This window comes from Eisenbergiella massiliensis (genome assembly GCF_003435485.1).
The window spans coordinates 47,709-63,029 of sequence record NZ_QVLV01000013.1 but is presented as its reverse complement, the minus strand read 5'-3'; the positions used below and the strand labels follow the sequence as shown (position 1 = coordinate 63,029).

The window sequence follows — 15,321 nt, the reverse complement described above, 5'->3', positions numbered from 1 at the left end:
ATAAACAGTGCAGGTACACCGTTTATAAGGGCTTACTTTATAAAACAAAAAAAATTTGCCGGAAAGGATGGAAGAACACATAATGATCCAATTTTCAAAAAAAGAAATAGAACAATATCGAAAACGGATACAGAATAATCCTGCGCTTGTCAGGCATTTGCAGGAGGAAGTTAAGGCTGTATTTACCAGCCGGATTCAGGTCCCCGAAAAAGGAATCGGAAACTGGATCCTATATTACTATTGTCCGGACTGTTCGGTAGCGCTGGAATTTAACAGGAACAATGAAAAGGAACACCGATGCCCAAGATGCGGGAAAATTTATCACGGCGAACCCTTCCATGGCGCCTGGTGGAGCCATATCCACAACCAGAATGCGATCCAAAGCGTAAATATGGGCATATTATTCTTCCTTACAAATGAAAAGGAATATTTTGAAAAGGTAAAGCAGATATTACTAACCTATGCAAAATACTATGTAGGCTATGAAATCCATGGAAACATACCATGCAACGGCCCCGGAAAGGCCGAGGCCCAGACGCTGGACGAGGCAATTCTTATACAGCATTTTGTTACTGCATACGATATGATTCAGGACCAGCTGTCTGCAGAAGAAAAGAAAACTATCTGTGAAGGCCTGTTTCTCCCTGCCGCTGAATTTTTACTGAAATACACAGAAAAACAGATTCACAATCACGCCGTTGTAATTGGAGCGGCATTGGGAATGCTGGGCATCATACTGGACAGAAAAGACTGCATAAAAATTGCCGTCTATGACAAATATGGACTGAAGGACCAGCTGGACAGAGGCGTCCTGGAGGATGGAATGTGGTATGAATGCGCTTTCTCATATCATATGTACGCCCTGAAAAGCTTTTTTACCTATGAAAAATTCGCCCGCCGCACACAACATGGGCTGCTGGGACATCCCAACTACCCGAAAATGATCTCCTGTATTCTGCGCTACATACAGGAAGACGGGACACTGCCTGTTATCAATGATGCACAGCTGTCACAGGGCGGAATGGAAGAATATCAGATTTTGGAATTTGCCGCATCAAACTTCCCTGTTGACGGAATACATGACATACTGAAAAAATCATACCAGGGAACCCCCCGCAGCTTAAACACAGAAGCCTTTCTATACGGACCCGAAACATTAGACACAAAGCAGGAAAAGCTAAAAGAAAGCTATATTGCCCAAAACGGCGGCGGACTGACCATGCTGCGTGAAAATGGCAACACATGCCTTTGCTTTCGACACGGACCATATGCCGGAGAACACGAACACTTTGACAAGCTGGCAATTACACTGCGCGCATTTGGCACCGACATTGCCCCTGATCTGGGAACCTGCGGCTACGGCGCCCCCATGCATTATCAATATTACAAAAACACAGCCACACACAATACGGCAGTCATCGATGAAAGCAACCAACCTCCGGTAAACGCAAGACTGGTACGATATGAGCTCAAGGAACAGGGCATATACCTGGAAGCCGAAGCCGACTTTTCAAAAGACACACGCCCCCGTCCCGACAGCAATGCCCCCAGGCTGTGGAAAGAAGAAATATACGACGGCGTATACATGAACCGCAGGCTTTTCTGGAATCCCAAATGGCTGGCGGAAGTATTTGTGGTACAAGCAGACCGCCCGCACCAGATAGACTGGGTGATGCATTTCAACGGCCAGGCCTGCAAAACCCCCGAAACCGCTGCTGTTTCCCCCTTTTCGCAAAACCCGCCCTTTTGCTTCCTGGAAAAAATGAGACCCCTGGCCGCCAGCCAAGAACTCATAAACACATACCAAACCCAGGACATTTACACCACAATCTACACCAGCCAACAGAACCACCACCTTTACCAGGGACTGGGCCCCGGAAATCCGTCAGATGAAAAAATCACTTATCTAATAGAACGTACCTCCGGAAAACAAGCCATATTCTGCCACCTCATTGAAATAAGAAAAGACGCACCAACAATAGAAAACGTAAAATTTGACCTTACCGGAAAAGATGCCACCATCCGCATTAAAGAAAAACAAAAAACAATCCTACTGCAAATGAAAGACCAACTGCCAATTCAAATTACAGAATTAAATTAACCCAAGGAAATGATTCCTATAACATAAAAATCAACGAAACAACACATTACTAAATAAGAAAATTACATCTAACAATACCCCCAGGTTCTTTCTGCCCTCAATTGGTTCCGTGACGCAGGCATGTGGGGTGGGGGTTTGTTCCGGCAGGCGGGGAGGGATGGGGGGAATTTCCAGTTCCATTAGAAAAAACGGTGATGTTTCTTACAGCCCCGACAGACCATTCATCTGCCGCCCTTAGCGGCTTGTCTGACGAACTGCAGCCGGCCGAAGGCCGCTGCAGTGAGGAGTTCAGCCGCGCTGGCAGAAGAATGGCCTGCCGGGACTGTTAGAAACACCCCGTTTTTGAGACTGGAACAGGAAATCCCCCCATCCCTCCCCGCCTGCCGGAACAAACCCCCACCCCACATACCTGCGCCCCACGGAACCAATTGAGGGCAGAAAGAACCGCCTCCCCCCGCCGCTGAATAATTTGGCTTAAATATGCTGATACTTGATACAAAAGGGATATAAGAGCAGGAGGTTCTTATGCGTTTGTGGAAGAAAATCAGCATATTTTTAATTTATCCGCTGCTCATGCTGGCCGCGGGTTTTCTGGCATCCATAAAGCTGCAGGATTTCTTTTACCCCAGCCGGGAACAGCCTCAGATCGTACAGGAGGAAACAGCGGCGCAGGAGCAGGGAAGTCTGGAAGCGGCGGAGCTTGGCGGCTTAATCATTACCTGTGATACACGTTTTGTGGTAAAGAGCCTGGATTTGGCGGATTCCAGCCGGACGGAGGAGGAACTTCCGATTCCGGAACAGTATATCGGCATGGACAGGGAGGCGTTTCTGTCAGCAATGGACAGCTACGAGACGGCGCCGTCTTTAAATGATCTCAATAAAGGCTTTCTTTCCCTGGATGTGCAGCGGTTCTCAGCCGATGAGGTGGTAATCCAGAAAAATTACGAAAGTAAAAAGAAATGTACAGAGTTCTATCTTGCCGTGGAAAATAATTATGTGGTAGTATATGAATCTGATAAAAAGACGAAATATATGTCCACAGGGATTCCGCTGCAGAGCCTTTCCGCAGAGCTGGCGGGGGAAATTCTCCGTTTCAAATATGTGGGAAGCGAGGCGGAGCTTTATAATTTCCTTGAGTCTTACTCCAGTTAGTATTATAATGGATAACAGTTCGGACGGCTGAAATGAGGACAGGAAGCGACACCTGGAGCCGTCTGAAATGTTACGGGAAAGAGCGCGCGGGACATATGCGCTTGTACAGGATAGGAACCGGTTGTATGAGGAGAAGAGAGATTGGAATTATCGGAGGCGGGGCCTCCGGCCTGATGGCGGCCATATCTGCGGCGCAGGCTGACAGCTCTGGCAGCTGTAAAATCACAGTATTGGAAAAAAAAGACAGGGTGGGTAAGAAACTGCTGGCGACAGGCAACGGGAAATGTAATTTAACCAACCTGTCTTTTTCTGTAGAAAATCCGCAGCAATATTACCGCAGCCAAAATCCGGAGGCGCTTTCCGGGCTGTTTGCGCAGTTTGGGGTACAGGATACGCTGAAGCAGTTCCGGCGTATGGGGATGCTGGTCATGGACAGAAACAGTTATGTATATCCCCTTTCCCAGCAGGCGGCCACCGTGCTGGATACACTGCGTTTTACCCTGGAGGAGCAGGAAACGGAGGTGGTTACAGATTGTGCGGTGGAGAAAATAACCGTTTCCCAAAAGGGGCGGGATACGGAATTCCTGGTGCGCGCCGGTGGGGAAGACTGGCTGTTTGGGAAGCTGATTCTTGCCTGCGGAAGCATAGCCGGTGAAAAAAATGCGGATTTTGGCGGGTATGCCCTGGCGAAGGCCTTAGGACATACGATCCTTAAGCCGCTGCCTGCGCTTGTGCAGCTTCGTTGTGCGGGAAGCTTCTGGAAGGGACTGGCAGGGGTACGGTGTGATGCAAGGATACAGCTCCTGATCAGCGGGCGGGGAACAAAGGAAAGCTATGAGGAGCAGGGAGAGCTGCAGCTGACGGACTATGGGATTTCGGGGATTCCGGTTTTCCAGCTCAGCCGTTTTGCCGCTGCCGCGCTGGATGCCGGAAGGCAGGTGAAGGCAACCATCGATTTCCTGCCGGGATTCCGGGATAATGAGGCCCTGTGGCAGGAGCTGGTGGAAGAAAAATGCACGTCCTGCCGTCAAAGGAGTATGGAGGTGCTGTTTGGCGGCCTGGTGAATAAGAAGATTATCCAGACGGCGGTAAAGCTTTGCGGGCTTTCTATGGGAGACAGGGCGGAACGCAAAAATCTTCCTGCCATAAGGAAGGTTTTTGCGCTGCTCAGAAGCTTTGAAGTGCAGGTGACGGATACGAATCCTTTTGCCAATGCCCAGGTATGTGCGGGCGGCGTACCTCTGACGGAGGTGGACGGGCATCTGGAATCACGCATATGCCCCGGCCTTTATCTGGCGGGAGAGCTTTTGGATGCGGACGGAAGGTGCGGCGGCTACAATCTTCAGTGGGCATGGACCACAGGTTACATAGCGGGGAAAGATGCGGTTCTGTCACTGGGGAAACCAGCCGGCCAACGGAAAAAAGGAAAAAGAGAGTAACAGATTAAAAAAGCTGTTGCAGCAAAGGGAAAAACGGAATGATTCGAATACAACAGATGAAGTTAAAGCCGGGACACGCCCCGGAGGCCGTGGAGGAAAAGGCCGCCAGGATACTGCGCATCCCTGCGGGACAGATTGCCTCCTGCAGCGTGGCGAAGCAATCCATAGATGCCAGGAAGAAACCGGAAATATGGTATTCTTACGTGGTGGATATCACTCTGAAAAGCGGGGATGAGGATAAGGTTATCAGGAAATGCCGGAATGCTGATGTAACCCGGTTTACCCCTGTGGCTTACCATTTTCCCGGGCCGGGAACTGAAAAAATGCAGCACCGGCCGCTTATTATCGGTATGGGGCCGGCGGGGCTTTTCTGCGGCTATATGCTTGCCAGGGCGGGATACCGCCCCATCCTTTTAGAACGGGGCAGCGACGTGCAGACCCGTTCCAGGGATGTGGAAGCATTCTGGGCAGGCGGTCCATGCAGGCCGGATTCCAATGTGCAGTTCGGTGAAGGCGGTGCGGGAACCTTTTCCGACGGCAAGCTGAATACGCTTGTTAAGGATAAAGAGGGCAGAAGCGGCGAGGTCCTGCGGATTTTTGTGGAGCATGGCGCGCCTTCCGGTATTTTGTATGAAAACAAACCGCATATCGGCACGGATATTCTGTCCCAGGTGGTCAGGAATATGCGGGAGCAGATCCTTTCCTGGGGCGGTGATGTCCATTTTAACACCAAAGTGACCGAGCTGCTTTTGGATAAGGGCAGGGTCACCGGCGTAAAATGTGCCGGAGGACAGGTTTTCCCGGCGGAGCAGGTAGTGCTGGCCATCGGCCACAGCGCCAGGGATACCTTTGAAATGCTGGATCAGAAAAAGATACCCATGGAGGCCAAGGCATTTGCCGTGGGACTCCGAGTGGAGCATCCCCAGTCGCTTATCAATCTGTCCCAGTATGCCTGTGAATGGCCGGAGCACCTTCCTCCGGCCTCCTATAAGCTGACGGCCCGGACGTCCGAAAACAGGGGAGCCTATTCCTTCTGTATGTGTCCGGGCGGCTACGTGGTCAATGCCGCAAGCGAGGAGAAGCGGCTGGCGGTAAACGGCATGAGCTACAGCAGCAGGGATGGCAGAAATGCGAATTCCGCGATCATTGTTTCTGTAACACCGGAGGATTTCGGAGCCGAAGGGCCTCTTGCGGGCATCGCCTTTCAGCGCCGGCTGGAAGAAAAAGCATGGGAGCTGGGCGGCGGGAAAATCCCGGTACAGCGTTATCGGGATTTTGCGGACAGAAGCGGGGAAGCGAAGCGGGAAAAACATGTGGCGGCGGATTTTATGCCCTGCATCAAAGGGGAATATACTTTTGCCGATTTAAAACCTCTGTTTTCACCCTCCATCAGGAAAGCTTTTCTGGAGGGAATGGAAGCCTTTGACAGGATCATTCCCGGCTTTGCGGATGATGCGGTCTGCCTTTCCGGCGTGGAAAGCAGAACCTCGTCGCCTGTGCGTATTCACAGGGAGGCTGATTTTCAGTCGCAGGTCAGGGGGCTTTATCCCTGCGGAGAGGGTGCGGGATATGCGGGAGGCATTACTTCCGCCGCTATGGACGGCATGAAGATCGCAGAAGCTATTGCGAAATGCTATGAAATTATATAAAATGCTTTTTAGAGCATATGTACGGAGGATAAAATGATGGAGCAGTATCGTGAAAGGCTTAAGGATAAAAAAAGAATTGTTGTGAAAATAGGCTCTTCGTCCCTTCAGCATCCTGAGACAGGAGATCTGGACTATATTAAGCTGGAGGTTCTTGTAAGGGAGCTTTGCAATCTGAAAAACCAGGGCAAGGATGTGGTTCTTGTTACCTCCGGGGCCATTGCCCAGGGGAAAAAGGTAATGCATCTGAGGGAGGAGGACATCAACGAGCACAACCGGATTGCCATCAAGCAGGCCTGTGCCGCTATCGGCCAGTCGAGGCTGATGATGACCTATGAGCGTATTTTTTCCGAATATAACCAGGTAACCGCCCAGATTCTGATGACTAAAAATACGATAGTGGACGACCTGAACCGTTACAATGCCCACAATACCTTTTCCCAGCTGCTGCAAATGGGTGTTATCCCGGTGGTAAATGAAAATGATACGGTTGCCACCTATGAGCTGGAAATGGATAACGATACACTTTCCGCCATTGTGGCTGCCCTGATTGATGCGGATCTGCTGATTCTCCTTTCCGATATAGACGGGCTGTATACGGATGATCCCAGGAAAAACCCGGATGCCGAATTCGTGGAGATCGTGGAGGAGCTGAGCGATGCCTATATGGATATGGGGAAGGGAAGCACGGGAAGCAGCGTGGGCACCGGCGGCATGAATACCAAGCTAACCGCCGCCAAAATAGCCACCAAGGCAGGAGCGGATATGCTGATCGCGAACAGCAAGGATATTCGCATCATACACCGTCTCATGGACGGCAGGAATTACGGAACTTTGTTTGTGGCAAATAAGGACGAGGATTTTGACCTCCCCGGATTTGTAAGCAGGCTGAAAAAATAAGGACTGTGGCAGTTCGGACAGGGTCTGCGCATTTACTGCGCTGATCGTACGAAATGTATCGGCCAAAACAGGCTATACGGAAAGGAAAACGGCAGAAATGAGCGAACCGCTTACCATGGATGAGAAAATAAAACGAATCAACGAGCTGTATCATAAATCCCAGGCAGAGGGGCTGAGCGCTGAGGAAAAGGATGAACAGGCGCGGCTGCGTAAGGAATATATCAACAGTGTGAAGGCGAACCTGCGTTCCCAGCTGAATAATATCAATATTCAGAACGAGGATGGCTCCGTCATTAATCTGGGGAAAGAACATGCGGAGTAAAAAAGAATGCCGGAAGGAAGCGCTTGCCAGGCGTGCCCTGATGAGCGCCAAAGAGCGTGAGGCCGCCGGCAGACGGATCACAGACTTTCTCAGGGACAGTGAGGAATACCAACTGGCGGAAAAAATTCTGGTTTATGCTTCTTACCGGGATGAGGTGCCTACCTATGATTTGATAGAAGGCGCGCTGCGGGAGGGCAAACAGGTTTTTTGCCCGAAAATTGAAGGCCAGGCGGGAGCCAGAACAATGTCTTTTTACCGGATTATGGATCCGGAGGAGCTTCAGGACGGCTTTCAGGGAATCCCGGAGCCTGTGGTATTGCAGGGAAGGCATTATGAGACGGGAAAAAATTCCCGGGATTTGATCCTCATGCCCGGCACTGCTTTTGACAGGCAAAGGCGGCGGCTCGGATATGGAGGCGGTTTTTATGACCGGTTCTGCCGGAGGGCGCAGGGCGCGGTAAGAATTGCGCTCTGTTTTGACTGCCAGCTGCTGGAAGAGCTGCCCGAGGAGGAAACAGATATAAGGCCGGAACGGATCGTGACGGAATCGGGCTGGATATAGAATAAAACAGGCCGGATATAGAAAAAACGGACTGGATATAAAAAAACTGGCCGGATACAGTCATGCCGGATAAAGAAGAGGAATAGGCCGGGAGATGACACAGGGAGGGCGTGCCGCAGCGGCATGCTGATTTATGAGGTACCGCAGGCCTGCCTGCGGTATTCAGGAGGTATGGTTATGAATCTGACGGAAATGGGAAAAGCGGCGGCAGCTGCGAAATATGAAGTGCAGAAAATGAGCGCGTCTGCGAAAAATGCGGCCTTGCTGGCAGTGGCGGACGCCCTTACAGGAAACTGCGGAAGAATTCTGGAAGCCAACGGGCGGGATGTGAGCCGGGCACAGGAGAACGGAATGCATCCGGGCATGGTGGATCGCCTGCGGCTGACAGAAGCCAGGGTGGAAGCCATGGCGGAAGGGCTGCGCCAGATAGCCGGGCTCCCAGATCCGCTGGGAGAGGTACTGGATCGGTTTACCCGTCCCAACGGTCTGGAAATCGAGAAACGCCGGGTGCCGCTGGGAGTCATTGGAATCATTTATGAATCCCGTCCCAATGTGACGGCGGATGCCTTCGGCCTTTGCTTTAAGGCGGGGAATGCCTGTATCCTCAAGGGCGGGAAGGATGCCATTGATTCCAACACCGCCATTGCGGAAAGCATCCGCGCATCTCTTGCAGAATGCGGCGCCTGCGCCGATGCCATCCAGCTGATTACCGATACGGACAGGGAAACAACGGAGCGGTTCATGAAGCTGAACGGCTATGTGGATGTACTCATTCCCAGAGGCGGCGCGGGACTGATCCGGGCGGTGGTGGAAAACAGCACGATACCCGTGATTGAAACCGGCACAGGCAACTGTCATATCTACGTGGATGAATATGCCGATATCCAAAAAGCAATCCCTATCATCATAAATGCCAAGACACAGCGTATCGGTGTCTGCAATGCCTGTGAGTCCCTGGTGATTCACGAAAATATCCGGGAGAAGGTCCTGCCGGCCCTGGCGGAAGCCCTCAGAAGCGCATCCGTGGAAATCCGGGGGGACGAAAGGACACTGCGCAGTATCCCCGACGCGTCTGCGGCTGACGAAGAGGACTACGGAAAGGAATACCTGGACTATATTCTTTCTGTGAAAACAGTGGACAGCCTGGACGAGGCCATTACCCATATCAACCGTTACAATACGGGACATTCCGATTCCATTATCACGGAGAATGCCGACAATGCACAACGGTTTCTGAATGAAGTGGATTCCGCCTGCGTTTACGCCAATGCATCCACCCGGTTTACGGACGGCTTTGAATTCGGCTTCGGCGCGGAAATCGGAATCAGCACCCAGAAGCTGCATGCCAGAGGCCCTATGGGCCTAAAGGAACTGACTACCTATAAATACGTCATCCGCGGAAACGGACAGATCAGATAACAAAGGAGAAATTATATGAGCAAGGTTGTAGATAAATTTTTAACCTATGTAAAAATCGATACCCAGTCAGACGAAGAAAGCACCACCTTCCCAAGCACGGAAAAGCAGAAGGATCTGGCGCGCCTCCTGGTGAAGGAGCTTACTGAAATGGGCGCTGCAGATGTAAAAATGGATGAAAAATACGGCTATGTATATGCGACCATCCCCTCCACGCTGAAGGACAAAGAGAAAAAAGTGCCTGTAATCGGCTTTATTGCCCATATGGATACCTCTCCGGCGGTAAGCGGAAAGGATGTAAAGCCAAGAATTGTAGAGAACTACGATGGCAGGGATATCCTGTTGAATCAGGAAAAGGGAATTATCCTCCCTGTAAAGGAAAACCCTGAGCTTCAGGACTATGTGGGGAAGAGCTTAATCGTAACGGACGGAACCACACTGCTGGGCGCGGATGACAAGGCGGGAGTCGCGGAAATCATGACCATGGCCGAAACCCTGCTTAAGTCTCCTGAAATAGAACACGGCACCATCCGCATCGCTTTTACGCCGGATGAAGAAGTGGGAAGCGGCGTGGATTATTTTGATGTGCCGGGCTTCGGCGCGGATTTCGCCTATACAGTGGACGGCGGTGCACTGGGCGAACTGGAATATGAGAATTTCAATGCCGCAGGCGCCAGGCTTCACGTACACGGCTACAGCGTACACCCGGGCAGCGCCAAGAATAAGATGCTCAACGCCATTCTCCTGGCCCAGGAATTCCAGAATCTTCTTCCTGTGCATGAGAATCCCGCTTCCACGGAAGGATATGAGGGCTTTTATCATCTGGAGAAATTCAGCGGCGTTGTGGAAAGCGCGGTGGCGGATTACATCATCCGCGATCATTCCCGGGAAAAATTTGAGCAGAAGAAGGCGTATTTCAAAGATGCTGCGGCTTTGATGAACTTAAAGTACGGCAGGGAAGTCCTGACAGTGGAAATGACGGACAGCTACTATAATATGAAAGAAAAGATATACCCGGAAAATGCCCATCTCATTGATACGGCTGTGAAGGCGATGGAAATGGCGGAGGTGACTCCTGTAATTTCTCCCATCCGCGGCGGTACGGACGGCGCGAGGCTTTCCTTTATGGGGCTTCCCTGCCCGAATCTGTGCACAGGGGGCATGAATTACCACGGCAGATTTGAATATGTGTGCATCGAATCCATGGAAAAATGTGTGGAGATTATCCTGAACATTATTTCCCTGTATGCCGGCTGTTAAAGAGGAGCAAGGATGAAAATCGAAGAAATAAACGCTTTACTGGAAGATATTGACTTAAACGGACAGCCTCCTTCAGAGGAACCCGCCAGACAGTATTATTACCTGAAAAAATGCCGTAGCTATGTGGAAGCGGAGGAAAAGAAGCTGGGCAGGAAGCTGACGGCCTGTGTCACTACCTTTGGCTGCCAGATGAATGCCCGGGATTCGGAGAAGCTTTCCGGTATTCTGGAGCAGGCGGGTTATGTGCTTACGGACAGCGAGGAGGCTGATTTTGACATATACAATACCTGTACGGTGCGCGATAATGCGGACCAGCGGGTATACGGCAGGCTGGGTCATTTAAACAGTCTGAAAAAGAAAAATCCCCATATGAAGGTAGCTCTGTGCGGCTGCATGATGCAGGAGCCGGGAACCATTGAGAAAATCAGGAAAAGCTACCGTTTTGTGGATCTGGTATTCGGCACCCATAATATTTTCAAATTCGCGGAGCTTCTGGCTTCTGTATTCGAACAGAAGGCCATGATCGTCGATATCTGGGAGGGGACGGATAAAATCGTGGAGGATCTTCCGGTAGAAAGAAAATATCCTTTCAAGTCCGGGATCAACATTATGTTTGGCTGCAATAATTTCTGCAGCTACTGTATCGTTCCCTATGTAAGGGGGCGTGAAAGAAGCCGCAGCCCCAAAGATATTATCCGGGAAATAGAAGCTCTGGCGGCGGACGGCGTGGTGGAAATCATGCTGCTGGGCCAGAATGTGAATTCCTACGGAAAGAATCTGGAGGAGCCAATGAGCTTTGCCGGACTTCTGCGGGAGGTGGAAAAAATCGAAGGAATAGAGCGTATCCGCTTCATGACCTCCCATCCCAAGGATTTATCCGATGAACTGATAGAGGTGATGGCTTCCTCCAAAAAGATATGCCGTCATCTGCACCTGCCTCTGCAGTCCGGCTCCACCCGAATCCTGCAGGCCATGAACAGGCGCTATACGAAGGAACAGTATCTGGCCCTGGTGGAAAAAATACGCGCTGCCATACCTGATATCGCCCTGACGACGGATATTATTGTGGGCTTCCCCGGAGAAACGCCGGAGGATGTGGAGGAAACTATAGACGTTATTAAAAAGGTGCGGTTTGACAATGCCTTTACCTTTATTTATTCCAAAAGGACAGGAACCCCCGCGGCGGCCATGGAAAACCAGGTATCTGAGGAGGTTGTGAAGGAAGGGTTTGACAAAGTGCTGCGCACGGTGCAGGAAACAGCCAGAGAGCAGGTGAAACGCCTGTCGGGCCTGACGCTGGAGGCATTGGTGGAAGAGGTAAACGAACAGGATCCCAGTCTGGTAACAGGCCGGCTTTCCAACAATACGCTGGTTCATTTCCCCGGAGACCCTTCCCTGATTGGGAAAATTGTTTCTGTATATCTGAAGGAATATAAGGGCTTTTATTTCCTTGGGGAAATGGCGGGAGGTGTGCCGGAATGCCAAAAGGCCTGAAAATATGGCTCTGGATTGTACTCTTCATGGATATAATCACCTTTATATACTATGGCAGGCTGTTTCTGCTGGGACTTTCGGCGGCGGCCGCCTGCATGATACCGGAGCTGCTGCAGATAACAGGTGTGAGCATTCTGCTGTTTCATAAACGCAGACTGGGGTTTTATATTATCTGCCTGTCCGAGGTGGTTATTTTTGCGGCAAATGTCACGCTGTTTGACGGGGACATTGTTCTGTCCCTCATCAATTCCGTGGTGGTTCCGCTGGTTATTTATGCGCTGATGAAACCGTACTGGAATTGCTTCCGGTAGGGGAAAGCCATTAAGGCTTCTCTAATACTTTCCGAAACATAAAAATTGGCCGGAAGCTGATGCTTCCGGCTGTCATTTATTACCGGGATGCCTGACAGGTAAGAGGTTACTGTCTGGCAGTACAACACTTTTAAGCATGCCGGCTCTTTGATCCCACTGTGAAATTAGTATTCGCCAAATCGAAATATTTGTATTATAATACAAGAATATACAGCAGCGTGAATATGACGCTGAGTACCAGGCTGATTGCGGAAACGATTACGCCTGCAAGGGCAACTCCGGAATGCTGGCCTGTTTTCACCAGGCTGATAATGCCCATAATCAGCCCCGCGATGGTGCAGACAATCGGGATAACGAGAAGCCAGCAGAAAACAGCGCCCATAATGCCGAATACGAGAGAGCATACCGCGAGATTATCCTTTTTATGCTCCAGCTGGTTAATGACTACCGGTCCCTGGGGATAGACCTGTGGCTGCTGGCCATAGTTTGCTCCCTGATAGGGCGGGGGCACCTGCTGGCCGCCATAATTCGGGCCGCCGTAATTCTGGCCCGGGTAAGGAGTTCCCTGGGGGGATACATTCTGCTGATAGGGATTCTGTTGGTTCTGTTGGTAAGGATTCTGCTGATAAGGATTCTGCTGGTATCCCTGGTTATCATTATTGTTGGTATTATTGTAATTATCCATTTAATTACTCCTGTCTGTTTAAAGTGATTTAAAACAGGGCGGTACTCTTTATGAGAATACCGCCCCGCAGCTGTTTTACGTTATCAGGACAGAAGGAAGGCTACGCCGATTCCCAGTGCGATCTGAAGGATTGTGGCAACGATGAATGCGACAATCAGAACGCCGGTCTTTTTCTTAAGGGCCATATTGAAGTACATAACTCCGATCAGGATGCCCAGGCAGAGGCCAAGCCAGCTGTTCATAAGGAAGCCGAGAACACAGCTGATGCCTGCAAGCACGGATACATATACGGGAATGCTGGAGATAGGCTGATAAGGTTCTCCGCTTCCCAGGAAACGGCCGTTTACAGCCAGATCCACTTTATTTCCCATAACCACAAGACGGCACTGGGTATCTCCGAAATTAATTGCATAGTCAATCAGCTGGATGAACCAGTTGGAAGACTTCAACGGATATTTCTGTCCGTCAACGAGAAGATTGCGGCCCTTGTATTCGATGGTATGGTTTACACCATCGGCGGTTACTGTCCATTGTTTTTTCATTATGTAAATCCTCCTCAGTAATACGTTTGATGTTATGTATTATGAATAATACAGTGGACTTTGGCAAGGGAAAGGGAAAAAAATGCATTCCCAGGGGAAAATTTTGCAGAGAAATACAATTATAATATCAGGTGGGGAAATCAGTCATGGGACTTGAAGAGCTTGCCGTCATACTAATGACGAATTTGCTGGAATGCTATATATGGAATCTGTTCATGCGTAACTTCTTCGACTATAGAAGCATGCCCATACTGACAAGGAATATGGCCCGGTTCGGGATTGTAGCGGTGATGTCGCTGATTAACCTGGTGGGCAGTCCGCCGCTTAACCTGGCCGGTATACTGACAGTTTATACTGCGGCGGCATATATTCTGTTTGAGGGAAACCGGGGAAGGCTTTTTTATTTTAATATATTGGAAACGCTCCTGCTTCTGTTCTGCGAGGATGTGGTGGTAAGCCTGGGCGGCAACTCTGAGGGCGCTTTCCTGATTTTGGATATCACTGCGGGAAAAATAGCGATGCTTATGGTGGCCAAGCTTTTTTCCCTGCTGCTTGTCTACCTTGTAATCCGTCTGATGCAGGGAAAGCTGAAAAATAAGGAGGCCTCCGTGCCCCTTCCGTTTCTGCTGTGCCCTGTCCTGTCTATTATGCTGATACGGGTAGTCTGGCAGGTGACAATTTATTCAACGGCGGAAATTTCGGCAGGGGAAAGGCTGATGCTCATTATCATCTGTATGCTGGTGGCTGTTTTCAATATTGTAATCCTGGAGATTTACAACCGGAACGTTCAGATGCAGTCCCAGATAATGGAACAGCGGCTGATGCAGCTGCGGGTCAGGATGGAATCGGAAAACTATACGCAGCTGGAACAGGTTACGCAGAATTACAGGCAGATCCTGCATGATATTAACCGTTATCTGAATACTCTGAATTATCTGGCCTGTGAAAACAGGAATGAAAAAATGCAGGAGATTGTCCGTGATATCTGTGCGGATATTTCAAAGGCGGAGGAAACCCGGTATTCCTCCAACGGTATCCTGAATTTTATCTTAAATGAGAAAAAGCGCAGGGCGGATGAGCTTTCGATACGGATGGACATCCTGGCGGAGCCGGGATTTTACTGCGGGGAAATCAGGGATTATGACTGTATCAGCATTTTGAGCAATCTCCTGGATAATTCGCTGGAGGCTGCGGAAAAGTGCGGGGATGAAAACAGATATGTGGCTTTGCATTTGTTCATGGATACGGACAGAAATTATGCGGTGATCCGGCTGGAAAACGGCTGTGTCCGGATGCCGGTGTATGATCGGGGCGGCTTCAGAACGGGAAAAGAGAACAAAACGCGTCACGGTTTTGGAATAAAGCATGTTAAAGAGCTGGTGGCGGCTAATAAGGGGCTGATTGATTTTGAAGTGCAGGAGAACAGGTTCACGGTTACCGTATGCCTTCCCGTATGATTTTTCAGAAAAGTAAGACCTGTAAAATAAGAAG

At 50.2% G+C, this 15,321-nt stretch carries 14 protein-coding genes; 12 read left to right on the top strand and 2 right to left on the bottom strand.

What is annotated here, in order from left to right; all coding sequences use genetic code 11:
* The first annotated feature begins 82 nt into the window (after positions 1–82).
* From DXC51_RS18000 to DXC51_RS17945, 11 genes are all read left to right on the top strand, one after another.
* Positions 83–2,101, top strand: coding sequence for a heparinase II/III domain-containing protein (locus tag DXC51_RS18000; protein WP_181970133.1), 2,019 nt, complete (start codon positions 83–85; stop codon positions 2,099–2,101).
* A gap of 525 nt (positions 2,102–2,626) precedes the next feature.
* On the top strand, positions 2,627–3,253 hold the full coding sequence (locus DXC51_RS17990) for a hypothetical protein (protein WP_117545087.1): 627 nt from the start codon (positions 2,627–2,629) through the stop codon (positions 3,251–3,253).
* Positions 3,254–3,378: 125 nt separating this feature from the next.
* A complete protein-coding gene (locus DXC51_RS17985; protein WP_181970132.1) occupies positions 3,379–4,692 on the top strand; it encodes an aminoacetone oxidase family FAD-binding enzyme in 1,314 nt (437 codons plus the stop codon).
* Between the two features lie 38 nt (positions 4,693–4,730).
* Positions 4,731–6,341, top strand: a complete 1,611-nt coding sequence (locus DXC51_RS17980) for an NAD(P)/FAD-dependent oxidoreductase (protein ID WP_117545085.1) — start codon at positions 4,731–4,733, stop codon at positions 6,339–6,341.
* 36 nt (positions 6,342–6,377) lie between these two features.
* On the top strand, positions 6,378–7,238 hold the full coding sequence (gene proB, locus DXC51_RS17975; protein ID WP_025490090.1) for a glutamate 5-kinase: 861 nt from the start codon (positions 6,378–6,380) through the stop codon (positions 7,236–7,238).
* A 97-nt stretch (positions 7,239–7,335) separates the two neighbouring features.
* Positions 7,336–7,560, top strand: a complete 225-nt coding sequence (locus DXC51_RS17970; RefSeq protein ID WP_021633874.1) for a DUF896 domain-containing protein — start codon at positions 7,336–7,338, stop codon at positions 7,558–7,560.
* On the top strand, positions 7,550–8,122 hold the full coding sequence (locus DXC51_RS17965; protein ID WP_181970131.1) for a 5-formyltetrahydrofolate cyclo-ligase: 573 nt from the start codon (positions 7,550–7,552) through the stop codon (positions 8,120–8,122). The genes DXC51_RS17970 and DXC51_RS17965 overlap by 11 nt, the downstream gene beginning before the upstream one ends.
* A gap of 177 nt (positions 8,123–8,299) precedes the next feature.
* Positions 8,300–9,541 carry a glutamate-5-semialdehyde dehydrogenase gene (locus DXC51_RS17960; protein ID WP_117545117.1) on the top strand — a complete coding sequence of 414 codons (1,242 nt, stop codon included), beginning with the start codon at positions 8,300–8,302 and terminating at the stop codon, positions 9,539–9,541.
* Between the two features lie 15 nt (positions 9,542–9,556).
* The gene (gene pepT / locus DXC51_RS17955) at positions 9,557–10,798 is read left to right on the top strand and encodes a peptidase T (protein ID WP_117545083.1); all 1,242 of its coding nucleotides are present in this window, start codon (positions 9,557–9,559) and stop codon (positions 10,796–10,798) included.
* A gap of 12 nt (positions 10,799–10,810) precedes the next feature.
* A complete protein-coding gene (gene miaB, locus DXC51_RS17950; protein ID WP_025490086.1) occupies positions 10,811–12,292 on the top strand; it encodes a tRNA (N6-isopentenyl adenosine(37)-C2)-methylthiotransferase MiaB in 1,482 nt (493 codons plus the stop codon).
* Positions 12,277–12,603: a hypothetical protein gene (locus tag DXC51_RS17945; protein ID WP_021633879.1), complete on the top strand. Its 327-nt coding sequence runs from the start codon at positions 12,277–12,279 to the stop codon at positions 12,601–12,603. Before miaB ends, DXC51_RS17945 begins: the two co-directional genes overlap by 16 nt.
* 193 nt (positions 12,604–12,796) lie before the next feature.
* On the opposite strand, the gene DXC51_RS17940 is transcribed toward DXC51_RS17945, so the two are convergent.
* A complete protein-coding gene (locus tag DXC51_RS17940; protein ID WP_117545082.1) occupies positions 12,797–13,288 on the bottom strand; it encodes a DUF4190 domain-containing protein in 492 nt (163 codons plus the stop codon).
* 83 nt (positions 13,289–13,371) lie between these two features.
* Positions 13,372–13,830 carry a hypothetical protein gene (locus DXC51_RS17935; protein ID WP_021633881.1) on the bottom strand — a complete coding sequence of 153 codons (459 nt, stop codon included), beginning with the start codon at positions 13,828–13,830 and terminating at the stop codon, positions 13,372–13,374.
* 146 nt (positions 13,831–13,976) lie between these two features.
* Here DXC51_RS17935 and DXC51_RS17930 point away from each other — a divergent pair, with 146 nt between their 5' ends.
* Positions 13,977–15,287, top strand: coding sequence for a sensor histidine kinase (locus tag DXC51_RS17930; protein WP_117545081.1), 1,311 nt, complete (start codon positions 13,977–13,979; stop codon positions 15,285–15,287).
* The last annotated feature ends 34 nt before the right edge of the window (positions 15,288–15,321 follow it).